The organism is Lutibacter sp., assembly GCF_041596795.1.
In the GTDB taxonomy this organism is placed as follows: domain Bacteria; phylum Bacteroidota; class Bacteroidia; order Flavobacteriales; family Flavobacteriaceae; genus Lutibacter.
The window spans coordinates 1-25,265 of record NZ_JBFHHX010000022.1 but is presented as its reverse complement, the minus strand read 5'-3'; the positions used below and the strand labels follow the sequence as shown (position 1 = coordinate 25,265).

The following is a 25,265-nucleotide window of genomic DNA, read 5'->3' as shown; positions in this document are numbered from 1 at the left end:
TTAAATTTGGTTTTTAGAGTAAAATTGAAAGTTGAACATGTTTTTTATTTTTTTTCTGAATTTACTTCCTTTCTTTGGTAAATCACCTACTAAGGATTCTACTTCTTTAAGTTCAACACCGTTTACTATAAAATTTAATTTTGTACCGGTAAATGGTAATATGTTGTTTAAAGCAGCTTGATCTGCTTCAGACCAAAGTCTGTTAGATCTGCATATTAAAATAGATAAGTCGGAGTTTGAAATTAAATCTATAGGATAATTGTTGTTAATTAAACTAGGCAATTCAATAAGAACATATTCTGGCTCAAAATCTAATTTTAGCCCATTTAATTCAAGAATATCAGAGTAATTATTTACTTTATTAAAGTCTTTATTGAAATTATACTCTTTATATTCAGAAGCATTTAATTGGTTAGATGCTTTAGATAAAAACGGACTATCAAAATCAATTCTTGGATCTGGATATCCTAGAAATTTATTTATAAAACTTATTTTTCTTTGTTGTTGAATTTTTTCTTGAGTGTTAGAATTATTAAGATATAGAACTTTTTTACCATCTTCTTTTAATTTTTTTGAAATATTACTAGCCAAAACTGTTTTACCTTCCATTTCTGTGGTACTTAAAAATAAAATGGTTTTTACAGGTTTTTCAGACTCTTGATTGATAAAAAATTGTTTTATATTTTGAGTTATTATTTCTATTAATCTATTTTGTATAAATGGAAAATTATTAATGTTAGGGTTTAATAATATTTTAGGAATCATTCCTAATGGTGATAATTTTAAAATTTTAGCAGCTTTTTTGGTGTTTTTTAAAGTGTCATCAAAATATTCCATAATTAAGATAATTCCAAAAACTAAAAGTCCTCCAAACAAAGCTGCAGCTATTATTAATAGTTTTCTTTTGGTAGGAATTGGGTTTAATGGAAAATATGGCGGATCTACCATTTTTAAATTTGAAGACAACTCATTGTCTTGAGACTTAAGTTTAGCCAAATTTAAACCATGTAAAATTTCTAAATAACCTTGTTCAGAAACAGAAATTTCTCTTTCAATTCTTTTAATATTTGCTCCAGCAGGAGCGTAAACTTCGTATTGTTCTTGAAAAGATTTATTGTCTTCATCCATTACTCTAAGTTTTGCTCTTAAATTTTCAGATTCAACAACATTTTCCATCCATTCGGGAAGTAATTTATTTACAGGTAACCCTTCTAATGAGTTTTGGTAGGAGTATAACTCTTCAACACTATTTTTAATGTCAGATTTAAGTGCTTCTGCTTGGTTTTTTAATTTTTCAATATTTTTATTGTTTTCCGCATCATTGTTAGCTGATGCTTCTGCCATAGCTATTGTAAAAGTTAAATCGCCAAGTTGCTTCTTTTTTTCTATTAAATTATTACTTTTAGATTGTACTTTTTCTTGAATATTTAATTTTTCTTCTAATCTTTTTGTGGCAGCTTCGGCACCAGCAAGCTGAGCTTTTTTGTTTTTGTAATCTACCAACATATCTTCTTTTACAACAGCAACAGCTTTACTTTGCTCGTAATAGTTTATAATATTGTAAGATTTATTAAATTCAAGCAGTTTATCTTCAGCCTTTTTTAAATTTTGATTGGCAATTTCTAATTGAGATTCAAAATATTTAACTACAGCATCTGAGTTATTTTCTTTAATGTTTTTATAGTTTTTAATGCATACTTCATTTAATATTGCTAATGTTTGTTGACAAACGCCTGGATCGTTTACTTGGTAACTTAGTTTTATTAAATCGCTGTTAGAAATTCTTTCTGCTTTTATTTCCGATAAAGCTTTTATAGAGTAGTGATCATCTTCATAATTTAGTATTTCATATACAAAATTGGTATCGCTACTTTTCATTAAAGCAGTTAGGTTTTTTACAGTTTTTTCATAATCTGCTCTGTTAATATAAGTTGGAAATAAGTAGTTGTCTGATTCAGATGAAGTGTTTTCTGTTTCTAAACCTGCATTTTCATTAGAAACATAGTTATAAATATAGCTTGGTATTTTTTCTTTTAACTCATTATAATATTTTGATGACAGATATTTTGGGTCTGCCTTTGGAAGCATTAAGTGTTGGCTTAACAATCTAATACTAATTTCTTCTTGTGTTTCTCTAGATTTTATAATGTTTAATAAATTATCAAAAGCGGTATTTGTAGCAAAATAATTAAAAGTCTTTTCCATTTCAATAGATGAACCTGAGGCAAGCCCAGTATATAAAATGGTTTGGGAGGAATAATCAAAACTTGGTTTTAAAGTTAATAAAATAACTAAACCAGCAAGAATTAATGGTACAGCTATTAATAACCTTAAATGTTTTAAAATTAACCTAATAAGTTCAATTATTTTCATACTATTAATTAGAATTAGTTTTGTTAAATGTTATGCCTACTGTATTTTCCAATAGTTGTTTTGCTAAAAGAAAATCTGATTTAGACATTTCGTACTCTTCTTCAATTTTTGAAGTCATATCAGATATTCTTACATATTCGGAAATAGCAATTACACCATTTCTAAATTCTTTTTCAACCATTTCCTTATTAATTCTGGCGCTTCCTAAATTTTGAGCTTTAATGCTTAATAATTTTTGTTTTAAAATAACATTATGATATTGGTTTATAACTAACAAACGTACTTCGTTTTGTTGTGCTTCAGCCATACTTTTAGCTTGGTCAACTTCAATTTTAGCTTGTTTAATTTGGTCTTTTCTGTTGATGTAATCAAAAATTGGAAATTTTAAATATACGCCTACACCATAATTTAATTGAGTAGTTGAGGTTGAAAGTAAGTTTTGAGTGTTATCTTCTACGCTATAAGAACTATTATTTAAATTACCATATTCTGCATCTGCTTGTAAACCAAAATTACGTGTCCAATAATTTTTTTCTGATTTTACCAGAGATTCTTTTACATCAACACCTAGTTTTCTAAATTCAACCATTGCATTGTTTTTTAAAGCTGCTTCAATTAATTCTTCTAACGGAGGAAATAAAATTTCGTAAGCAGAAGTTTCACTTGAAATAGATTGCGCTTTAGTTACAGTTATAAAGCAACAATTTAGAATTATAAATAGAATATATTTTAAAATATTTTTCATAGTATATTATAGTAATAACTTACTTGTTAAACCGAACTTGATTGAAGTAGGGCAGGAATTGTGCGTAAAATTAATTTAATATCATACCAAAACGAATAATTATCTCCTTCAAAATGATCTGCATATTCATTATCTAAACGCATTCTTTCTTCTTCAGACATAACACCGCCTTTACCTCTTAATTCTACTTGCCAAAGTCCTGTAATTCCAGGAGGAGCTAAAAATCTTTTGGATAGTGTATCGGCAGTTAAAAGTTCTGCTTCGTACACTGGTAATGGTCTGTTACCTACAATAGACATGTCTCCTTTTAATACATTAATTAATTGTGGTAATTCGTCAATACTGGTGTTTCTAATAAATTTTCCAACTTTAGTAACTCTGGGGTCATCTACTATTTTTACAAAAGTAGAGCTGTTATTAGCGGCTTCATTTTTTTGAATATTGTACCAGTAATCACATATTTGATGCGTATCTATATACATTATAGGAGAACAGGTTTCACCTTCGGGTAATGCACTGCATCTTGGGCAAGGGGCATCAATTGTTGTGCTGGTAGTTTCTGTTTTATATTGATTTTTGTCTTTTGCTAATTTTTTTAATAATTCATCAGATCCAGTTCTCATTGACCGAAGTTTATAAAAATCAAAAGTTTTACGCCCAACTCTTTTAGAAATGTAATATACTTTTCCTTTAGACTCTAATCTTATTGCTAAAATAATTAATAGTAAAAATGGAGAAGCTACCAAAAGTACTGAACTAGCTACAAAAACATCAAAAAGTCTTTTAGATAAAGGCATTTTGTAAATATGTGGTTTGCGGTCTGTTGCATTATTATCTTTGTTGTTTTTTTTATAGTTACATATAAACGGAAGTCTTATTTTTAAATTATCGGCTAATTGAGGCGATAAAACATAAAAATCATCTACCTTTTTTTTAAAAGCTTGTTTATATAAATCTACATTAAACTCTTTTACTAAAAGAATAAAAGGAGTAGAGCTGTATTTGTTGTTTTCTTTTAACCAATCAAACAAAAACAAGCCATTATTACCAGGTAATTTATAGTCACAAATTATAGCATCGGGCGTATTATTTGAGTTTAAATAATTTACTGCAGTAAGGTTGTTATGAACAACGGTTAATTCAAAATTAGGATCTTGTTTTAACGTTTCTAACGAATTATTTTCGTTTCCTATGTACAATATTTGTAGCAATGAGTTCATATTTATTTTTTGGGATTGATTAAGTTATTGTGTGTTTTAATAAATTACCATTCTATTGCATAATGAATTGGGAACAGATTTTTTTTAACCAATTCCTCAAGTTCTTCTGGATTAAATGGTTTTGTTAAATAATCTTGAGCACCAAGTTTGTAGCATTTAATTCGCTCTTTACTTTCAGATCTTGCTGATAACATAATAAAAGGTGTGTGTTTTGTAAACCCTCTGCTTCTTACGTTTGATAAAAATTGGTAACCATCCATTTCTGGCATTTGAATATCACTAAGAATAAGGTCTGGAAGATTATTTTCTAACCATTTTAAAGCTTCTAATCCATTATTTATAGAAACTACCTCATAGTCTTGAGAAAGAAAATTTTCCAATAAAAGACAAATACTTATTTCATCATCTACAACTAATATTTTTTTCTTCATAATTTTATTTATTTTTTAAATTAAAATCGTTTTTCATTTGTTCAACTATTGTTGCTGTTAAATTGGTTAGATTAGATAATTTTAAACCAAGTTCATTAACATCAAAATCTTGTAACAGCATTGTGTCAATTTCAAGTAGTTCTTTTTCTAATTTAGCTACTCCAAAATAGGTTAATGTAGGTTTAACTTTATGTGTTAATTTTTTAATAGCGGAAAAATCTTTATCTGCAAAAGCAGTATTAATTTCCTCAATAGATTGTGATACTTCACCAACAAACACTGCTACCATATTAACAATTTGTTCTTGATTTCCACGGCACATTTTATCAATTAAATAAAGATCGTATTGTGGTTCTGAATTTTGGGATAACTGCATAATTATTTTTTGTTAAAAAACTAAAATGTATATATAAATTTTAAATAATTGATTTAAAGTATTCTATGGTTTTTAATAAACCTTCATCTAGCTGAATATTAGGTTCCCAGTTAAGTTCTTTTTTTGCTTTGGAAATATCTGGTTGTCTCATCATTGGATCATCTGATGGTAATGGTTTAAATATTAATTTAGATTTAGACCCGGTAAGTTTTATCACTTTTTCTGCTAATTCTAAAATAGTAAACTCATTTGGGTTACCCATATTTACAGGGCCTATAAATTCTTCCGGAGAAGCCATCATTTTTATCATTCCTTCAACAAGGTCATCTATATATTGAAAACTTCTTGTTTGTTGTCCTTCACCATAAATAGTAATATCTTGGTTTTTTAATGCTTGCACAATAAAATTAGAAACAACTCTACCATCATCTGGATGCATTCTAGGTCCGTAAGTATTAAAAATTCTAATAATCTTAATTTTAACGTTGTTTTGTTTATGGTAATCTATAAATAAAGTTTCTGCACAACGCTTACCTTCATCATAACAAGAGCGCTCGCCAATTGGATTTACATGTCCCCAATAGGATTCTGGTTGTGGATGTATAAGTGGATCACCGTACACCTCGCTTGTAGAGGCTTGTAATATTTTGGCGTTAATTCTTTTTGCTAATCCTAACATATTAATAGCACCCATTACAGATGTTTTAACTGTTTTTATTGGATTGTGTTGGTAATGAATTGGTGAAGCTGGGCACGCTAAGTTGTATATTTCATCAGCTTCTATAAAATATGGTGCAGTTACATCATGTCTTATCAATTCAAAATAAGGATTGTTTAATAAGTGTACTATATTTTGTTTTTGTCCTGTAAAAAAATTATCAAGACAATATACTTCATTTCCTTCTTTTAATAAGCGCTCACATAAATGAGAACCAACAAAACCAGCTCCGCCAGTAATTAGAATTTTTTTAGGTGTCATAGATTTAGGTTATAAGTTCAAATATTTTTTAATTATAATTTTTAATAATTACAATTTTAGTTGTAATTATTTATTTTTGTGTGTCTACTCCAATACAGAAATAATCAAAGTCATTTTGTTTCATTTCAGCTTTATCGTAAATATTTCTTCCATCAAATACGGCTGGAGATTTTAATAATTTTTTAATTATTTTAAAACTAGGGAACTTAAACTCTGGCCATTCTGTTAATATTGCTAAACAATCTGCATCAATTAATGCTTCGTGTTGATCTTCAAAATAAGTTACACTATCACCAAAATGATGTTTAGCTTCTTTCATAGCAACTGGATCATATACGTTTACCTTTGCACCAGCTTCAAGCAGTTTTTTTACAATAATTAAAGATGGAGCTTCTCTCATATCATCTGTTTGAGGTTTAAATGAAAGTCCCCATAAAGCAATTGTTTTATTAGCTAAGTCTCCGTTAAAGTATTTTTTAATTTTATCAAAAATGATTGTTTTTTGATCGTTATTAACTTCTTCAACTGCTTTTAAAATTCGTAAGTTATACTTGTAGTCATCACCAGTTCTAATTAAAGCTTGTACATCTTTTGGGAAACAAGAACCTCCATATCCAATTCCCGGATAAATAAATTTATGTCCAATTCTAGTATCGGAACCAATACCTCTTCTAACTAAGTTAATATCTGCTCCAACTAATTCGCACAAATTGGCAATATCATTTATAAAACTAATTTTTGTAGCTAACATAGAGTTTGCGGCATATTTAGTCATTTCGGCAGAAACAATATCCATAAAAATTGTTGGATGCCCATTTAAAGTAAATGGTTTGTATAAACTTTTCATGATGTCTTCAGCTTTTGGGCTATCTAATCCAATTACAATTCTATCTGGCTTTAAAAAATCGGCAATAGCAGCACCTTCTTTTAAAAATTCAGGGTTTGAGGCAACATCAAATTCAATAGCAACATTTCTTTTATCTAATTCTTCTTGTATTGCTTTTCTTACTTTTTCTGAAGTTCCAACGGGTACAGTACTTTTTGTAACAACTAATAAGTAGTCTTCCATATTTTTACCACAATCACGGGCAACAGATACAACATATTTAAGGTCTGCGCTTCCGTCTTCATCTGGTGGTGTTCCTACAGAAATAAATAGGACTTCACATTCTTTTACTGCTTCAGCAATATTTGTTGTAAAACTTAAACGTCCTTTTTTCATGTTTCGAACTACCATATCTTCTAGTCCTGGTTCATAAATTGGAATAATTCCATTATTTAGATTTTCAATTTTTTTACTATCAATGTCTACACAAACAACATTAATACCTACTTCAGAAAAACACGCTCCAGTAACTAGTCCAACGTATCCGCTTCCAACAATTGCTATTTTCATAATTTATAATTTTTACAGTTAATTTTAATTCTAATAAATGTACAATTATTGTGCTAAAAAACAACAACTTTAATTTCTTGATAATCAGCAGTTTGAAAATATTGGGTTTGTGGGTTAGGTCTAAAAAAGTCAGATTTTACAAAAATTGGAATTTTTTTTAAATAAAAATAACGCCATTTGTTTATTAAAACATACCATTTATGTAGTAAAATAACATTTATTGTTTTATAGTCTATATTTTGGAAATATTTCATATATTGCACTGTAATTTATTACTTAAGGAATGTTTCTTAAATAAATAATTTCTCTTTTAACCCCTTTTTTATGATTGAGTATACTATTTTTATTGTTGAGGATGATCCCTGGTATGGTGAGATTTTACGATACCATCTTAGTTTAAATCCAGATTATAATGTGTCATTATTTGGAACAGGTAAGGAATGTCTTTCAAAAATGTGGATGCAGCCAGATTTAATTACTGTAGATTTTTCTTTACCAGACATTACTGGTGATAAATTATTTAAAAAAATAAAACAATCTAATCCAAATGTTCCGGTTATTATAATTAGTGGTCAAGAAGATATTTCTGTTGCTGTTAATTTGCTGAAAATGGGTGTTGATGATTATTTAATAAAAGATGACTCTACAAAAGATTTGTTATGGAATAGTATTTTAAGAATAAGGGAAACACAAACTTTAAAAAAAGAAGTAGCTTATTTACGTGAGGAATTAGGTTATAAATATGCTTTTGAGAAATCTATTATTGGGCAGAGCGAAAGTATTAAGAACGTTTTTTCAATGATGGAAAAAGCTGTAAAAACAAATATTAATATTTCTATTACTGGCGAAACAGGTACTGGCAAGGAATTGGTGGCAAAAGCAATTCATTATAATAGTTCTAGAAAAGGAAAAAAATTTATAGCTGTTAATATGGCAGCCATTCCACAAGAGTTAATAGAGAGTAGTCTTTTTGGACATGAAAAAGGTGCGTTTACAGGAGCTGTTTCAAGAACTATTGGAAAATTTGAAGAGGCAAATGGCGGAACAATTTTTTTAGATGAAATTGCGGAACTTGATATGAATCTTCAATCTAAATTACTACGAGTTTTACAAGAACGCGAGTTGGTAAGGGTTGGAGGAAATGAAAATGTTAAATTAGATATTAGATTAATTGTTGCAACTCATAAAAACTTATCTGAGGAAGTTAGAAAAGGAAATTTTAGAGAAGATTTGTTTTTTAGAATTATGGGATTACCAATAAAGTTGCCTCCTTTAAGAGAAAGAGGGAATGATATTTTAATTTTGGCAAAATATTTTTTAGAATCATTTTCAAACGCCAATAATTTAGGGCCAATTCAAATTTCTAAAGACGCTAAAGATAAATTGTTAAACTATTATTTTCCAGGAAACGTACGAGAATTAAAAGCAATGATAGATTTGGCAGCGGTTTTATGCGAAAACGGAGAAATAAAGGCAAACGACATTGTTTACACGAATACAAATAAAGCTGATATATTTATTGCAGAACAAAAAACTTTAAGAGAACATACTAAAGATATTATAAATTACTATTTGAAACAAAATAATAATGATATTAACAAAACCGCAAAACTTTTAGATATTGGTAAGAGTACGATTTATAAAATGAAACAAGATGGTGAGTTAAATTAAATGTTGTTTTTCCAAAAATTGGAAAAAATTCTATAATTTAGACTTTTATTTTTTTTATTTTTAAGTAATACTTTGATATTGAGTGTTTAAAAAAGAAAAATGTTTTGGTATAATTTTAGTGTAAAATTAAATTAAAATTTAATAGTAGATAAATGAACACATCACTCCATACGTTTTCTGAAAATACTTGGTTTAAACACCCATTAAGTAAAGCAGTTGATATTCAAAAAGCAAATCTTGTTTTATGTTTTGGCTCTAAAAGTTTATTGCAAATAGACTCTATTTATAACACTGTAAAAACTAAATTTCCAGTTTCTCAAATAGCAATGTGCAGTACTGCTGGTGAAATTTATCAAGATAGTGTTCAAAACAACTCCTTGGTAGTTGTTGCTATGGAGTTTAAAAAAACTACAATACAAACAACCAAAGTAAATATTAAAGATTACAATAGTAGTTTTAATGCAGCTATTGGTTTGGCAAAAAAAATACCAAAAGATAATTTATGTTATGTGATGATCTTGTCTGATGGAAGTCTTGTAAATGGAAGTGAATTGGTTAAAGGTTTATCTACTCAAATAGATAAAAATATTTTAATATCTGGAGGGCTTGCTGGTGATGATGCTAATTTTGAATCTACATTGTTAGGTTTAAATGAACAACCTAAAAATGGCGAAATTATAGCCATTGGGTTTTACGGAAATCATTTAACAGTTACACACGGCTCGCAACATGGTTGGGATATTTTTGGTCTTGAAAAAAGAATTACCAACGCTTCAAAAAATGTGTTATTTGAATTAGAAGGGCAAAATGCATTAGAATTATATAAAAAATATTTAGGTCCAGAAGCTAAAAACCTCCCAGGATCAGCACTTTTATATCCATTATCTGTTACTATCCCAGGAGCCACAAAACCAATTGTTCGTACAATATTATCCATTAATGAAGATGATAAAAGTATGACATTTGCCGGTGATGTGCCTGTTGGTTCTGTAGTAAAGTTTATGAACGCAAATTTACAAAACCTTACTAATGCTGCCTATCAAGCTGCAGAGCATACAACTAAAATAAATAATAAAGAACCTGACTTTTCATTGTTAGTGAGTTGTGTTGGAAGAAAATTAGTTTTAGATACTCACATAAATGAAGAGGTAAAAGCGGTAAGTGAGTTTTATAAAAATAAAACACTTTTAGCAGGATTTTATTCTTATGGAGAAATATCTCCTTTTAACGATGGAGGTAATTGTCAATTACACAATCAAACTATGACAATTACTTCTTTTTATGAAGATTGATTTATAAATTTATAAAAAAATATACTATGTACGGAATTGTAAATAAGGCTATTCAAGATTTAGTTACCGAAAATTTTGGAATGGATAAATGGGAATTAATAAAAGAAAAAAGCGGTGTAGATGTTGATTTTTTTTTAAGTAATGAACCATATGATGATGATATAACTTATAAATTAGCTGGTTCAACTGCAGATGTAATAGGAATAACAGTTGGTGAAGTTTTAAACGCATTTGGTGAATGGTGGATTTTAAGAACCGGCAAAGAAAAATATGCTGGCTTAATGGAAGCTGGCGGAAATAATTTGAAAGAGTTTTTAGTAAATCTTCCATTATTTCATAACAGAATTATGTTAATGTACCCTAAATTAACTCCGCCTGAATTTAAAGTTAGCAATATTGAAGAAAACTCTATACATGTGCATTATCATTCAAAAAGAGAAGGTTTACAAGAATTTGTACGAGGTTTAATGACTGGAATTGCAAAAATGTATTCTGTAAATGCTGTTGTAACATTAATTCAAAGTAGAGATAACGGTAATACACATGAGATTTTTAAGGTAAGCTGGTAAATTATGACAAATAATTATTCTTTTAATCAAAACCAATTAAATAGGCTTTTTCCTTTTTATTTATTAATAAATAAGGAAATGAAAGTTATATCAAAAGGAAGTTCTATTTGTAAATTGTACAATTGGGATAAAGTAGATTGCTTTAATAAGTTTTTTAAAATTCCAAGACCATTTACTCAAATTGATTCTTTTGAAGATTTAATTAAATTAGAAAACCAATTAGTAGTTTTAGAAGCTGAAGACTCAAAATCACTTAAAATTCGTGGTCAGTTTGAATATTTAGAAGATGCACAACAAATGTTATTTGTTGGTTCGCCTTGGTTTGGTTCAATAGAGCAGGTTAGAGAAAATAATTTAACAATTGAAGATTTTGCGAAACACGATCCTTTAATTGATTTGTTAAATGTTTTAAAATCTCAAGAAATTACAACAGATGATTTAAAAGAATTAGTAACTACCATAAACAATCAAAAAAACGATTTAAAAAAAGCAAATAAAGAAATTTATGATATTGCTTTATTCCCTAAACAAAATCCTGATCCAAACATTAGAATAAATTTTGAAGGAGATATATTGCAAAATAATCCAGCTGCATCTAACTTAGATTTTATCGAGTTTGAAGGCGAGTTATACCGAAATGATTTGTTTTTTAAAATGTTAGCTTCACGCATAGATAAAAATGCTAAAAGATGGAACTTTGAAGCTCAATCAAACAAAATATATTATTCTTTCGATTGTATTGTAATGTCAAACGAAGGTTATATTAATATTTATGGAAGAGATATAACACAGCAAAAAATTAATCAACAAGAATTAGAAAAACTATCTTTAATTGTTCAGGAAACTACAAATGCCGTAATTATTACAGATGCTAAAGGAAAATTAGAATGGGTTAATAAAGCTTTTGAAAAAATTACTGGATATACACTACCAGAAGTACAAGGAGAAACTCCAGGTAAATTTTTACAAGGAGAAGAAACAGATCCTGAAAGCGTAGCATATATGCGAGAAAGAATTAAAAATTCACAACCTTTTACTTGTGAAATATATAATTACAAAAAATCTGGTGAAGGTTATTGGTTAAGAATTAATGGGCAACCTATTTTTGATAAAACCGGAAAATTAACCAATTTTTTCGCTTTAGAAGAAGATATTACAGCCGAAAAAAAAGCCCAAGAAAAAATACGTACTACTGTTAGTAGAATGACTTCATTAATAACCAATTTGCACGATGGAATTTTATTAGGAAACATAGATAATACTATAGCTTTAACAAACAATCGTTTTTGTGAAATATTTAATTCAAATATGAAGCCTGATGAAATGAAAGGGTTAAATTGTACAATGGCAAGTGATTTAAAGTCTTTATTTGTTGATTCAGAAGTGTTTGAGCTGCGCGTTAATGAAATTTTAAAAAACAAAAAACTTGTTACTGGCGACCAATTAGAGATGGTTGATGGTAGAATTTTAGAAAGAGATTTTATTCCTATTTGGAACGAAAATAAATATGAAGGGCATTTATGGATGTATTCAGATATAACAGAGAAAGTTACTACCAATAAAAAAATTGCCGAATTACGTAATTTTTATGAGAAAATATTAGATAATATTCCTTCAGATATTGCGGTTTTTGATAATGAACATCGTTACTTATATATCAATCCAAAAGGATTAAAAAATCCAGAACTTAGAAAATGGATAATTGGTAAAAAAGATGAAGATTTTATAAAAAGAAGAAAAAAGAATAGTAATCTTTTAGCTGGAAGAAGAAGCGCTTTTAATGAAATAATGAAAACTAAACAACTTAAAAGTTGGGAAGAAGAATTTCCAAAAAAAGATGGCTCAAGTCAGTATATGATGCGAAATATGTATCCTGTTATTAATAAAAACAATAAAGTTGAGCTAGTAATTGCGTATGGTGTAGATATTTCAGAAATTAAAAACATTCAACAACAAGTTTTAAAAAGCGAAAAAAAATACAGAGATCTTATTAATAATAGTTTAGCCATTATTACAACACATAATATGGCTGGTGAATTTATTGATGTAAATCCAATGGTAAAAAAATTGTATGGTTATAATGATGACGAGGTTATTGGCCGCTCTTTAGTAGATTTTATGCCAAATGAAGATAAACCATTTTTTGAAGAAACATATTTAAATAAAATTAAAGCAGAAAAAGAATGTACTGGTATTTTTAGAGTGTTGCACAAAGATGGAAGTATTGTATATAGTTTTTATAATAATTTTTTAAAAGAAGAAAAAGGAGAAGAACCATATGTAATTGGATTTGCGGTAGATATAACTAGTAGAATTTTAGCCGAAAAAGAATTAAAAGTTGCTAAAAAAGTAACTGAACAATTAGCCCAAACAAAACAAAATTTCTTAGCTAATATGAGCCATGAAATTAGAACCCCAATGAATGCAATTATGGGAATGAGTAGGCAGTTGCTAAAATCTAATTTAAATGAAAAGCAACTTGGATATCTTAATAACATTACAAATGCATCAGAAAATTTATTGGTTATAATAAATGATATTTTAGATTTGGCAAAGTTAGAAGCAGGAAAACTATCTTTCGAAAAAATTGGCTTCGAATCTAAATTAGTTGTAGAAAATATTATTCAAGTTATGCTTCATAAAGCAGAAGAAAAGGGTCTTCAATTAATAAATTCTTTTTGTGATCCAAACATTTCACCAATTTTAATAGGTGATCCACACAGAATAAATCAAGTATTATTAAACTTAGTATCAAATGCTATTAAATTTACAGAAGTTGGTACTGTAGATATTTCTTGTAAGGTTATAAATAATAATGAATTAACGCAAGAGGTAGAAATAGTGGTTTCCGATACCGGAATAGGTATGGAAGAATCATATTTAGAGAATTTATTTACAAAGTTTAGTCAAGAGTATAAATCTGTTGCTCGTAATTTTGGAGGTACTGGATTAGGAATGAGTATTACAAAATCGTTAGTAGATTTAATGGGTGGCAGCATTTTTGTTGAAAGTGAAAAAGGAAAAGGAACCTCCGTTTTTTTAAGATTTATTTTTGAAAAAGGAACATTACAAGATATGCCAAAAAAACCGAATGCAGTTGTAAATACAAAAAATTTAAAAGGTAAAAAAATATTGGTTGTTGATGATAATAGAATGAATAGAATGGTAGCATCTTTAATTTTAAAAGAATTTGATGTTATTATTACGGAAGTTGAAAATGGGGAGGAAGCTGTTGAACATTTAAAACGTAAGGCTTGTGATCTTGTTTTAATGGATCTTCAAATGCCAATATTAAATGGTTACGATGCAACAAAAGCAATTAGGGAAGTATTAAAATCTTCAGTTCCAATTTTAGCATTAACAGCAAATGCTATTAAAGGGGAAAGTGAAAAATGTATTGCTGCCGGTATGAATGACTATTTGTCGAAACCTTTTGATGAAGATACATTTCTTCAAAAAGTAACCTATTGGGTAGATAAGTTTAAACCAATAAATAATGTTTTTTTATAACAATATGAAAACACCATTATTTGATTTAAGTAAGCTTAAAGAAATTTCAAAAGGAAATGAACAATTTGTGCAAAAAATGGTTCAAATATTTATTGAAGAAACACCAATTGCAATTGCTGAATTAACTGAAGCATATGAAGGTAAAGACGTTGTTAAAGTAAAGAAAATTGCACACAAAATTAAACCATCTATAGATTTTATGGGAATAGCATCAATAACAAATGAAATAAGATTTGTTGAAAAAAATGCCGAAACAATTACTAGTTTAGAAGAACTTAAATTACCTATTTTAAAAATAAATGAAATGTTAACTCAAGTGGTTAAAAAATTAAAGGAAATCGATGTTTAATTTATTATTAAAGGTATTTTTTTTTATTTTTTTAAATCTTTATACATAATAAAAGTATCAATTAAACCTAATTTAGAGTGTCTAAATCCTTTTGGTGTAATTCCAATTATTTCAAAACCGTTTTTTTTCCATAATTCAATAGCTCCAATATTAGTACTTACAACAATATTAAACTGAATTCCCTCAAAATTATTTTTTTTTGCTATTTCTATTGAGTGTTCGCAAAGTTTTTTTCCAATTCCTTTTCCTTGAGAATTCGGATTTACCATATAACTGCAATTTGCAATATGATTTCCTAAATCAATTTGGTTAGGTTTAATAATATATGTTCCAAGAATTACTCCGTTTTCTTCAATCACATACGTTTCCATATAGTCGGCAAACCAATGCTTTCCCAAATCTTTTTTTGGTGTGTCTGGTTTAAATACATAGGTGTCTCCAGTTTTAATGACTTTTGAGAATATTTCCCATATTTTGTCAATATCAGATTTTTTTGCTTTTCTAATATTCAATTTAGTAGTTTTAAATGTTAAGTTTAAAAATATGACTATCGGCTAAAAATGATTTTAGCTGATAATTTATATGCCATATTGGTATTTTAAAGTTTAAATATAAATATAATCTTACTTGGTTGAATAAATTAATTTCATTTTTGTAGCTCTTTTTGGGTAAGCTGTGTTTGTACATGTATAATCTAAATAAAATTCATCTTTTATAATTTTATTAACTCTCTCAGTAAGAGTATTTACAAAACAAAGGTTCTCTTCAGTAAAATTAATATTCGTTTTTTTAAGATTTAAGTAAACATTAAAATAATCAATAAATTTTTTTTAATTTAAAAAAGAAAGCAGAAAAGAACTAAACATTAAATTTAGCTCTTAACTGCTGTTTTTTAGATACGTTTTGTTGATTAACTTTTGTCAAGAAAAATTAGGAAGAACTTTTTCTCCAATTTCTTCAATTAATTCATTTGCGGGTCTTGAACCATATTTTAAATTCAGGATTACGTGATTTACACCATACAATTCTAATAATTTTAAATGATCATTTAAATAAGCGGTTCCCGATTTGAATCCAAGATGAATTGGTGTCGGCTTAACCTTTGAATCTTTGGTAACATCTACATACAAGGATTGCATAAAAGGTTTCCAAGGGTTTTGCGTTTTAGAAAGTGAATTTTTCCATTGTTGCATTACCAATTGTAATGTTTCAAAATCTCTTGGGTAATATAACCAACCATCTGAATGTTCAGCAATCCAGTCTAACGATTGTCCGGAATGTCCAGTTACAAGCATTGGTGTTTTTTTATAATATTTTGGCAATAAGTCAATTTCACCATTTGTGCTTCCATAAAATTTTGAAGTATAGTTTGGAAAATCTCCCTGCAATGCTTTTATATAATGAAAGCTATCTCTAAATAATTCTGATTTATTTTCCAAGTTTTGATTAAAAGCAGGATATTCAATGGGTCTATCGCCTGATGCAACACCAAGAACCAATCTTTCTTTTGAAAGAATTTGAAGACTATTAATTGATTTTGCTGTATGAACAGGATGACGCAATGGTAAAATGATGCTTCCGGTGGCTAAAGCAATATCTTTTGTATGATTCATTATGTGTGTCATATAAATCCAAGGATCATACAATTGCCCAGCATCTCCAAAATTTGGATCATTAAAAGGTACATCTCTAAACCAAAGTGCTTTAAAACCAAGTTCTTCGGCTCTTTTGGCAAGCTGTTCTTGGTTTTCCATTTTTGCAATAGAACCACTATAGGCTTCTAATGGAAACACCAAACCAAGAGTTAGTTTACCTTTAGTGGCTATTTTAGTAAATGCAGTCATTTATAATTTTAAAATTTTATTCGTTTCAGAAATTAATTGATTTATTTTTTCCTGATTGTAAGCGTCGTTATGAGCATTAGAAAATGTTCTTTTGTCATTATCAAAGTATGTTCCGTTATTTTCTTGATGTTTTTCTGAAACAGCTAATTCATATAAAATATCTGCTCCTTTGTCTGCTGAAGACCAATAATGACCATAAGCTTCTTTAACCATATTCGTATTCAATAAAGAACCTGGATTTACAGCAATGGTTGTTATACTTGGATTCGCTTTTGCGAAAGCGAAACTCCACATTGTTAAAGCTAATTTGCTTTGAGCGTACGCTTCATTACTTGAAATTTGTTCGTTTCCTTTTAACGCTTCAATTGAAACCGATGCTTGTGCTGCCGAACTTAAATTTAGAATTCTTGATGAATTGCTGTTTTTTAGAAGTGGCAATAATCTGGTTGTGAGTAGGTAAGGAGCAAAATAGTTTACTGCAAAGCGCATATCTAAATTATCATTATTTTGCCTTACAGAACTCTTAAAAACTCCTGCATTATTTATCAAAACATCAATGGATGAAAATTCATTTGATAGTTCAGCAATCATTTTTTCGATGCTATTGAAATCAGATAAATCTGATACAAAACCACTAATTTTATTATTGCTTGTTTTCTCTTTAATTTCTGAAATGGTGTTTTTTAACTTCTCGGAATTTCTTCCGTGTAAAATAATTTGATGGTTACTTTTAGCCAGTTGTATTGCAGCTAACTTACCAACTCCGTCTGTACTTCCTGTTATTACTATTGTTTTCATAGTTCATTAATTTTAATACTTCCGTTGGTTCTTATGTATAAAATAACTTCATTGTCTGCACTTGAAACTGTATGTATTGCATTGCTGGTTGCACTAAAATAGCTTCCTGGATCTAATACTTTTGATTCTTGATTTTGAGGTAACGTATAGTTCAATAAACCTTGTATAACAACCGAATGTAAAACGGTTCCATCTGTTTTTATTGTTCCATTAAACGTTTTTGGAAGCTTTATAAATAGTCCTTTGGAAACGGAATCATCCCAAAGAAAACTCAGCTCAGCTTTACTTTTAACATCAATCCAATTTGTTTTTTTACTATCCAACCAAACTATATTTGAAGCATCTATGTTTATCGGTCGCTCTCCATTGTCAAATGCTTCCTCAATTGGTTTTACCAAATAAGGACCTTTATCTATTTCAACCAAAGCTATACTTTCTCCTTTAGAAGCTGTAATATGCGATTCACCTTGTGGCTGTGTCCAAAAACTTCCAGGTTTCATCCACATATTTGCTGCTTCTGGATCGTCATTATGTATGCTTCCCTTTATAACAACCGCTCTGTAAGTTGCATTATGAATATGTGGAGGTGAAGAAAATCCGTCAACAAACTTTGCTAAAAACCCTGTGGCAACTTCTCCTTTTCTATCACCCCAAAGTGTTCCAGCTTGTGGACTTTGATCTCCTCTTGCAGGATTCAATTTTTCCCAAACAATTTCAGAACTTAACAGAACTTTATTTGTTGGATTCTCTATCTGGTCAGAAATATTGTTTTCAGTTTCATTTTTAGTCTGTTTATTATCGTTACAAGAGACTAATAATAAAAGTGTAACTATAAACGATGTGTATGCTATTCTTATATTCATAATGTTATTTTTTAATTTTCTACAACAACTTTTCCTATCGCGTTTTTACTTTCAAGTCTAGCATAAGCCATTCCAACATTATTCAATGTAAACTGTTGTTCATCAAGTAAAGGTATTAAATTTCCTGCTTCAACAATTTTGGTAATGTTGCTTAAAATTTCACCGTGTTGTTCTCTTTTAAAATTATGTAACATTGGTATTAACATAAATACAACGTGAAGAGATAGTCCTTTAAAGTGCATTGTACTTAAATCTATTTCACATAACGAAACTGTTGTTGCAACTTGACCATTTAATGCAGCTGCTTCAAAAGATTTAAGCATATTTTCTCCACCAACAGTATCATACACAATATCAAAACCTTCTCCATTGGTATGTTTCTTTACATACTCTTCAACTGATTCTGATTTATAATTTATGGATTTTGCACCATAAGATTTGACAATTTCTGCTTGTTTTTCACTACTAATAGTTGTGTAAACATCAGCACCAAAATGTTTAGCTAACTGTACTGCAACGTGTCCAACACCTCCAGTTCCGCCGTGTACTAAAACTTTCTGTCCGCTTTTAACATTTGCACGAATTAAACCTTCGTAAGCCGTTATTCCAACCAATGGAAGAGCTGCTGCTTCTTTCATTGTAATGTTTTTGGGTTTTAGTGCAATTAGTTTGCTGTCTGCAGCTACATATTCGGCCAATGTTCCTTGTAAATCTCCTAAACCGCCAACACAACCATAAACTTCATCTCCAACCGAAAATTTGGTAACATCAAATCCAATTTGTTCTATTGTTCCTGCAAAGTCCATTCCTAAAATTGCTGGTGTAGCTGGTGAAAAAGGTAAGTCATTTCCCATATTTCTAATCATAGTATCAACTGTGTTAACACTTGATGCAGAAATTTTAATAAGTACTTGACCGCTTTTTAAAGTTGGCATTTCTACTTCTCTAGATTCAAAGGTTGCGTTTTCTCCGTATTGGTTAATTGTAATTGCTTTCATTTGTATTGTTTTTTATTACTATAAAAATTATAGTTGCAAAAGTAAGTATAGTATTTTACCTTTGCAATAACGGTCAAAAATGATAGTATATATTTTATGGAAACAACAGAACAAAAAATGCTTAAGTTTGGAGGTAATGAATACCCTTGTTGTGCAAGTTTAACAATGGGAATTATTGGTGGAAAATGGAAAACGGTTATTCTTTACCATTTAATGAATGATAAATTAAGATATAATGAATTGAGAAAATTTATGCCTACAGTTACGGAAAGAACATTAAGCTTGCAACTTAAGGCACTGGAGGAAGATGGTTTGATTAAAAGAAAGGTTTATACATCTAAACCTCCGTTAAAAGTAGAATACTCCTTAACCGATTTTGGAAAAACGTTAATTCCATTAATTCAATCTATTGCGGATTGGGGTGAATTTGTGGTTGAAAAATTTTCGAAGTAGGTTTTTTTGTTCAGCTTGTTGCTACTATTATTGTAAATAGTTTGTTACGTGTTTTTATAAGAATTGTGTATTTGGAAAATTTGATATATTTTAAGTTGTTGTTTCTAAAAAGTTAATACATTTATCCACTTTAAGAGATAGAATATTAGAGCTGTAACTGCTAAACTAACGAAAACTGCTCCTTGCCAAAAAAATAATCTTGTTCCCCAATTATTCCAAGTTCCTTTGCTAAAAACTTCATTTTTGAAATAATTTTTAGAAATTCTCCAATAAAAAAATATAATTATTAAAAATAGTACTATTGCAATAATCCAAATATTTTTCATTTATCAATTTTTTTAGTTTATTTTTTTATTGTTGCCTAAGGTTTAGACGTGAAAAGTTGCGGTTATGAAAAATAATTTTTCAATATTTAAATGTATGTTTTTTTTGCTTTAGAATCATTCTATATTAATTAAGCAATTTTTATGGCAGTGTTGTATATTGTTTTTTAATGGGTTAAATATTTATCTCTACTTTCAATCAAGTTTTCAAAATTTTGATATTTTCTATATCTTTTTGTATTCATTTCTTTTAGAATTTTTCTCTGGAAATCTTTATTTTCAAGGTTTTTTACTATTAAAGTATTTTCAAAATATTCCATTTGAATTTTAAACCTTCTAAAAAATTCATCTTCAAAATCTTTAGATACTAATCCTTCATAAAAGTCAATTAAATTGTGATTTTCAATATTTTTATAAAAAATAAAACCATCAAATACATCACTATATTTCTGAACATTAATAATATTTTGTAAATCAAAATTATCTTCTCCAAAAATTGAGTTTTTGAAATCAAAACCGATATTATCAATTTTTAAATATTTAAAAGCACCATCCCATTTTCCATCTTGAATAAGCTCATAAACAAGTTTATTCTCATTTATATAAAATCGAGGTCTATTGGATAAAACAAAAAAAGCGCGGTCTTTAAAAAAATCTGACAGGTATTTTCCAGAATTTTGTTGAATAAACCCATTATTATAATGTGAATGAACTTTATATGCGTGTCTAATATTTAAGATAATAAGTGCTTTTTTATTATTCTCAGTTTGAATTTCTTTGTATTTATTAATAATATTACTTGCAATTAAACTATCTCTTGGTTCAATTTCAATTTCATACGCTCTTTTATAATCTTCTGAAGTTTGTACAATTTTCCAATCAAATTCAGAATCAGAAGGATATAGCGATATTTGATTTTCAGAATTATTATTTATAGTATAAATAGTTTTCAATAAGTAGTGATAACTGTATCTATCCCAAATAAAATAAGAAGAAGCATTTCTTTGAAATTCGTTAAGTTTTGTTTCTACATAAACAGTGTCTAATCCTTTAATTTTTAAAAAGTTAGTTATTTCTGGTTGCAGGTTTACTACTCCAATTTCTGTAAAAATATTTTTTACATTTTCTTTAAAATATTCATCTGTAATTATATCCTTTATTAATTCATATTGTGAAATATCACTATGGTCTCTTTCACAAAGAACAACAATGTCGTTGGTTTTAAATTTTTCTAAAATATAATCCTTTGCTGATTTTTTTTCTATTGTATTTAAATAATCAATATATGGTTTAATTTCTATATTTTGTGAAAAACTACATACTGTTGAAAGAACAATAATTAGAAATATATTTTTCCTCATAACTAGGATTTTTTGTCTACATTATTAATAACAACGGTTTAATATAGCCGAGGTTAAGTTTAGTTGTGCAATTTTTTGTTTGATAAATTTAATAATTAAAAGGTTTAGAAGTATTCTATTTTACTAATTGTAGCAATTTTGGTTATACATTGCTGTGTAAAGTTATTTTTTTATTTCAACTAATTTCAATTCTTTGTAATAGGCGTCAATTCTTGCGTGTGCAGTTCCGTCAACTAATAAGATAACTATTAGCATAGCAATTGTGGTAATGCTAATGGCTCTCCAAGTTGGTGTATTAATAAATAAAATTAGTAAAGCTGCAATAATTATTAGTATTGGAATAACCTTAAATACAACTGTGTATTCCTTTAAAGTGCTCTCTGTACGTTCAATTTCGGATTGATAAAATGCAGAAGCATCAGTAGTAAAGTCTTTTTCAAATTGTTTAACTCTTTGAATATTTGTGTAGTTTAAACCACTGCCAATTATTAATAGTAATATACCTGCTACAAAGGTTGGAATAATGTATGCTTTTGCTAGTTCTGTTTTACCTAATTGCCAAAAACCTAAACTTGCAATTATAAATAGTATTGCAAAAACAATAAAGAATCGTGTTGAGAAAACTTCAGCTTTTGCCCATTCGGTGGCTAATTTTAATAGTTCCATTGTTTAATTTAATTTATATTTTTCTCTGTATTCCGTTGGACTTATTCCTTCTTTCTTTTTAAATAATCGCGAAAAGTAAGGTGGATATTCAAACCCTAATTCATAAGCTACTTCGGCAATACTTTTATTTGGTTGTAACAATATATTTTTTGCTTCATCTATTAAACGCAAGTGTAAATGTTCGGTGGTTGTTTTTCCTGTTTCTTTTTTTAAAGTATCACTTAAGTAACGTTGCGAAACCGATATTTTATCGGCTATTTGTTCTATACTTGGAATGCCTTTTTCTTGCAGTTGACCCGATTCAAAATAAGCAGTTAAATGCTTATTAAATTGTTCTAATAAATTGTTAGATATTTCTTTTCTGTTTAAAAACTGTCTTTCATAAAAACGATTGGCATATTTTAACAAGGTGTCTAATTGAGAAATAATAATGTCTTTACTAAAGGCATCTTGATTATTTTGATATTCAATTTCAATATTTTCTACTATCAACTCTATTTGCTTTTCTTCTTTTGGCGAAAGGTGCAATGCTTCATTTACTGAATAAGAAAAGAAACCGTATTTTTTTATTTGTTGTGCTAATGCTGTTCCTTTCAAAAAATCTTCGTGAACGTTTATTGAAAATCCTTTTTGCTCAAACACAACGCTGTTATCCCATTGTAATACTTGTCTTGGTGCAATAAAAATTAAAGCACCATTGGTAAAATCATACTCTGTGCGTCCGTAGTTTAAATTTCCTTGTACGTATTTTTTAAAACTAATGGAATAACAATCATTGGTAATTGGCGGTGAACTTTCTCTTGGGCAAGGTAAGTAGCCATCGCCTTTTGAGTTAAAAACGCTCAACATTGGATGCTCTGGTCTTGGCAATCCTAAATAATCTAAATACGATGCTAATGTTTTAAAATGTTGCATACTACAAATTTATAAATTCCATTTTATACCAGTTTCTTTTTCCGAAACTTCCCACAATTTTTTAGCTACTGCTTTATCTTTGGCGTGTGGTTCTAATTTATGTTCACCTACCGGACCAACCCAATTGCTTCTTCCTGTTGGACCGTAAAAACCACTTTCGTCTAAATTTGGTTCTGTTGCACACATTAGTTGCGGATAAGCGCCTTTTTCAGCTGATTGGGTTAAAGGAGATAATTTCATCAGACCAAAAATAAGTTTCATCATAAAACTACCACTTGTATTTATTAAGTTAGTTCTTGAAGAACCAGGATGACAAGCATACGCTTTAACAGTTGTTTTACCTGCTTTTTTTAATTTATCCTGTAATTCATAAATAGTCATAATCTGTGCTAATTTACTTTGACTATAGGCATTATTAGGCGTATAATCTTTATCCCAATTTAAATCATCAAATTTAATGGTTTTAATTCCCATATCATATCCCATACTTCCTACGGTTACTATGCGTCCTTTAGATTTTTCAATTAATGGGAATAATAAAGCTTGAAGTGTAAAATTTCCGTAATAATTTGTTCCCATTTGACTTTCCCAACCATCAACAGTAAGTATTTGTTTAGGCACTTGAGCAATTGCCGCGTTACATATTAAGGCATCAATTTGAGAAACTGTTTTTAAAACTTCTTCAGCTGCATTTTTTACGGAAGCTTGTGCAGCCAAATCCATTTTTATAGCTACAACATCTATATGGTTACCAAGTTCTTGTTTTAAAATTTTAATGGTGTCATTTGCTTTGGTTGGGTTTCTATTTAGCATAACCACCTTTGCGCCTTTTGATAGCAGTATTTTTGTTGCTTCAAAACCTGTTCCGCTTGTGGTACCTGTAATTACAAATGTTTTGCCATTCAAATTACCAATTTTTTCAGGTGTCCAACCTTTTTTACCGAATTTATTTGTATTCATTTTGTCTGTTTTTTATTGATTTAAGAATACGGCAAAGGTATGTGTGAAGTGCTCTTGATTACGTATACAAATTTTCGAAAGTTGTATACTTTTTGGTTTGTTTTAATTTAAAGAGCAGAAATATGGTTACAAATTAAATTTGATTTTTAAGCATAAATTATATGAGGTGTTGTTAGCAGTTTTATTCACACATTGCATTTAAATAAAAACTCAAATTTTGTCCGCCTTTATTCCAACTATCCATTGTTTTTTCTCTAAAAAAAGCTGTATGTGTTGCTGAACTAGCTGTTGAAATTGCAAAGTATTTACTTTTTTCATTTGCTTTTACACTTTCAAGCCATTGAATTGTTACTGCAACATCTTCAATTTCTTTATTAAAAAAAATTTCATAAGGTTCTAAATCAACTGTAAACCAGCCCAAAAAGTTGTCTTTTATTTCAAATACTATGTTTTTTTGAACTATTAAATCTGTAGGAAGTCCTTCTTTAATTTTATAAAAATTTACCCTAAATTTTAAAGATTTAAAGTCATTAGAAGTTATATTAAAAGTTAAATCTTTAATATGGCAATTTCTATTCATTTTAAATTTCATTCCTCTTTCTTTACTCAATCGGTCGTCAACATCTTTTTCATAATAAGAGTAAAAATTTGAGTGAAACAAGCCTAGTCCTTTGGATGATCTTCCAATTTTTTTTGATTTTAGTTTTATTTTATTTGAATTTACAACAACTTCATTTAATTCTATATTTTTGGGTTTAAGTAAAATAGGTTTTTTTATTTTAGTTAGTTCCGATACTAAAATTTTTTCAGTTTTAAAGCCAATGTATGAAAAAACAACAGTGTCTTTTGAAGATATATTGTTATTTAGTGAAAGCTTGAATAAACCATTATTATTAGAAACCGTTCCAACGGTTTTATTTTTAATTCCAATATTAACATAGGCGAGAGGTTCATTATTTTCAAAATTCCAAACTTTTCCAGTTAGGGTTTTTTCTTGAGAGAGAACAATTACACTAATAAAAACTGATAATATTGTGAAGAAAATTTTCATAGAAAGTAGTTGATATTGATTTAGTTAGCAAGGTTAAAAAATCAATAATAATTTTTAGTTAAGAATTTAATAATTGTGAAAATCTTAAGATTTCAATGCTGAACTTATCGATTTACACGTTG

Annotated in this window: 25 protein-coding genes; 6 read left to right on the top strand and 19 right to left on the bottom strand. The window is 28.5% G+C overall.

The genetic code is table 11. From position 1 onward, the window contains the following. From ABY298_RS04530 to ABY298_RS04495, 8 genes are all read right to left on the bottom strand, one after another. Complete coding sequence (locus tag ABY298_RS04530) at positions 1 to 2,373, bottom strand: GumC family protein (RefSeq protein WP_372744819.1); 2,373 nt, start codon at positions 2,371 to 2,373, stop codon at positions 1 to 3. Positions 2,374 to 2,377: 4 nt separating this feature from the next. Beyond that, positions 2,378 to 3,118, bottom strand: a complete 741-nt coding sequence (locus ABY298_RS04525; RefSeq protein WP_372744818.1) for a TolC family protein — start codon at positions 3,116 to 3,118, stop codon at positions 2,378 to 2,380. 26 nt (positions 3,119 to 3,144) lie between these two features. Beyond that, positions 3,145 to 4,338 carry a sugar transferase gene (locus ABY298_RS04520; protein ID WP_372744817.1) on the bottom strand — a complete coding sequence of 398 codons (1,194 nt, stop codon included), beginning with the start codon at positions 4,336 to 4,338 and terminating at the stop codon, positions 3,145 to 3,147. 44 nt (positions 4,339 to 4,382) lie between these two features. Further along, complete coding sequence (locus tag ABY298_RS04515; protein ID WP_372744816.1) at positions 4,383 to 4,769, bottom strand: response regulator; 387 nt, start codon at positions 4,767 to 4,769, stop codon at positions 4,383 to 4,385. Positions 4,770 to 4,773: 4 nt separating this feature from the next. Next, on the bottom strand, positions 4,774 to 5,145 hold the full coding sequence (locus tag ABY298_RS04510) for an Hpt domain-containing protein (RefSeq protein WP_372744815.1): 372 nt from the start codon (positions 5,143 to 5,145) through the stop codon (positions 4,774 to 4,776). Between the two features lie 40 nt (positions 5,146 to 5,185). After that, positions 5,186 to 6,124, bottom strand: a complete 939-nt coding sequence (locus ABY298_RS04505; RefSeq protein WP_372744814.1) for a UDP-glucuronic acid decarboxylase family protein — start codon at positions 6,122 to 6,124, stop codon at positions 5,186 to 5,188. Positions 6,125 to 6,194: 70 nt separating this feature from the next. Then, positions 6,195 to 7,520 (bottom strand): UDP-glucose/GDP-mannose dehydrogenase family protein, encoded by a 1,326-nt coding sequence (locus tag ABY298_RS04500; protein ID WP_372744813.1) that lies wholly within the window; start codon positions 7,518 to 7,520, stop codon positions 6,195 to 6,197. A 53-nt stretch (positions 7,521 to 7,573) separates the two neighbouring features. Then, entirely contained in the window at positions 7,574 to 7,774 is a 201-nt protein-coding gene (locus ABY298_RS04495) for a hypothetical protein (protein ID WP_372744812.1), read from the bottom strand. A 70-nt stretch (positions 7,775 to 7,844) separates the two neighbouring features. Between ABY298_RS04495 and ABY298_RS04490 the strand changes: the two genes are divergently transcribed. The 5 genes from ABY298_RS04490 (at position 7,845) to ABY298_RS04470 (ending at position 14,911) form a co-directional block, all read left to right on the top strand. Further along, positions 7,845 to 9,191, top strand: coding sequence for a sigma-54-dependent transcriptional regulator (locus ABY298_RS04490; RefSeq protein WP_372744810.1), 1,347 nt, complete (start codon positions 7,845 to 7,847; stop codon positions 9,189 to 9,191). 152 nt (positions 9,192 to 9,343) lie between these two features. Then, positions 9,344 to 10,483: an FIST signal transduction protein gene (locus ABY298_RS04485; protein WP_372744809.1), complete on the top strand. Its 1,140-nt coding sequence runs from the start codon at positions 9,344 to 9,346 to the stop codon at positions 10,481 to 10,483. 26 nt (positions 10,484 to 10,509) lie between these two features. Next, the gene (locus tag ABY298_RS04480; RefSeq protein ID WP_372744808.1) at positions 10,510 to 11,052 is read left to right on the top strand and encodes a heme NO-binding domain-containing protein; all 543 of its coding nucleotides are present in this window, start codon (positions 10,510 to 10,512) and stop codon (positions 11,050 to 11,052) included. 3 nt (positions 11,053 to 11,055) lie between these two features. Beyond that, positions 11,056 to 14,562, top strand: coding sequence for a PAS domain S-box protein (locus ABY298_RS04475; RefSeq protein WP_372744807.1), 3,507 nt, complete (start codon positions 11,056 to 11,058; stop codon positions 14,560 to 14,562). A gap of 4 nt (positions 14,563 to 14,566) precedes the next feature. Continuing rightward, positions 14,567 to 14,911, top strand: a complete 345-nt coding sequence (locus ABY298_RS04470) for an Hpt domain-containing protein (RefSeq protein ID WP_372744806.1) — start codon at positions 14,567 to 14,569, stop codon at positions 14,909 to 14,911. Between the two features lie 23 nt (positions 14,912 to 14,934). Here the strand turns inward: ABY298_RS04470 and ABY298_RS04465 are convergent, their stop codons facing one another. From ABY298_RS04465 to ABY298_RS04445, 5 genes are all read right to left on the bottom strand, one after another. Further along, positions 14,935 to 15,423 carry an N-acetyltransferase family protein gene (locus ABY298_RS04465; protein WP_372744805.1) on the bottom strand — a complete coding sequence of 163 codons (489 nt, stop codon included), beginning with the start codon at positions 15,421 to 15,423 and terminating at the stop codon, positions 14,935 to 14,937. A 408-nt stretch (positions 15,424 to 15,831) separates the two neighbouring features. Then, positions 15,832 to 16,755 carry an LLM class oxidoreductase gene (locus tag ABY298_RS04460; protein ID WP_372744804.1) on the bottom strand — a complete coding sequence of 308 codons (924 nt, stop codon included), beginning with the start codon at positions 16,753 to 16,755 and terminating at the stop codon, positions 15,832 to 15,834. Continuing rightward, entirely contained in the window at positions 16,756 to 17,553 is a 798-nt protein-coding gene (locus ABY298_RS04455; protein ID WP_372744803.1) for an SDR family NAD(P)-dependent oxidoreductase, read from the bottom strand. Next, entirely contained in the window at positions 17,550 to 18,416 is an 867-nt protein-coding gene (locus ABY298_RS04450; RefSeq protein WP_372744802.1) for a DUF4437 domain-containing protein, read from the bottom strand. The genes ABY298_RS04455 and ABY298_RS04450 overlap by 4 nt, the downstream gene beginning before the upstream one ends. A gap of 11 nt (positions 18,417 to 18,427) precedes the next feature. Then, entirely contained in the window at positions 18,428 to 19,414 is a 987-nt protein-coding gene (locus ABY298_RS04445; RefSeq protein WP_372744801.1) for a zinc-dependent alcohol dehydrogenase family protein, read from the bottom strand. A 96-nt stretch (positions 19,415 to 19,510) separates the two neighbouring features. Here ABY298_RS04445 and ABY298_RS04440 point away from each other — a divergent pair, with 96 nt between their 5' ends. Then, positions 19,511 to 19,867, top strand: a complete 357-nt coding sequence (locus ABY298_RS04440; RefSeq protein WP_372744800.1) for a winged helix-turn-helix transcriptional regulator — start codon at positions 19,511 to 19,513, stop codon at positions 19,865 to 19,867. 104 nt (positions 19,868 to 19,971) lie between these two features. On the opposite strand, the gene ABY298_RS04435 is transcribed toward ABY298_RS04440, so the two are convergent. The 6 genes from ABY298_RS04435 to ABY298_RS04410 form a co-directional block, all read right to left on the bottom strand. Further along, positions 19,972 to 20,193, bottom strand: coding sequence for a hypothetical protein (locus tag ABY298_RS04435; RefSeq protein ID WP_372744799.1), 222 nt, complete (start codon positions 20,191 to 20,193; stop codon positions 19,972 to 19,974). Positions 20,194 to 20,357: 164 nt separating this feature from the next. Continuing rightward, a complete protein-coding gene (locus ABY298_RS04430; protein WP_372744798.1) occupies positions 20,358 to 21,551 on the bottom strand; it encodes a hypothetical protein in 1,194 nt (397 codons plus the stop codon). Positions 21,552 to 21,713: 162 nt separating this feature from the next. After that, a complete protein-coding gene (locus ABY298_RS04425) occupies positions 21,714 to 22,217 on the bottom strand; it encodes a hypothetical protein (RefSeq protein WP_372744797.1) in 504 nt (167 codons plus the stop codon). Between the two features lie 3 nt (positions 22,218 to 22,220). Then, positions 22,221 to 23,132, bottom strand: a complete 912-nt coding sequence (locus ABY298_RS04420; RefSeq protein ID WP_372744796.1) for a helix-turn-helix domain-containing protein — start codon at positions 23,130 to 23,132, stop codon at positions 22,221 to 22,223. A 9-nt stretch (positions 23,133 to 23,141) separates the two neighbouring features. After that, positions 23,142 to 24,092, bottom strand: a complete 951-nt coding sequence (locus ABY298_RS04415) for an SDR family oxidoreductase (protein ID WP_372744795.1) — start codon at positions 24,090 to 24,092, stop codon at positions 23,142 to 23,144. 181 nt (positions 24,093 to 24,273) lie between these two features. Beyond that, the gene (locus ABY298_RS04410; RefSeq protein WP_372744794.1) at positions 24,274 to 25,143 is read right to left on the bottom strand and encodes a carboxypeptidase-like regulatory domain-containing protein; all 870 of its coding nucleotides are present in this window, start codon (positions 25,141 to 25,143) and stop codon (positions 24,274 to 24,276) included. Positions 25,144 to 25,265 lie beyond the last annotated feature (122 nt).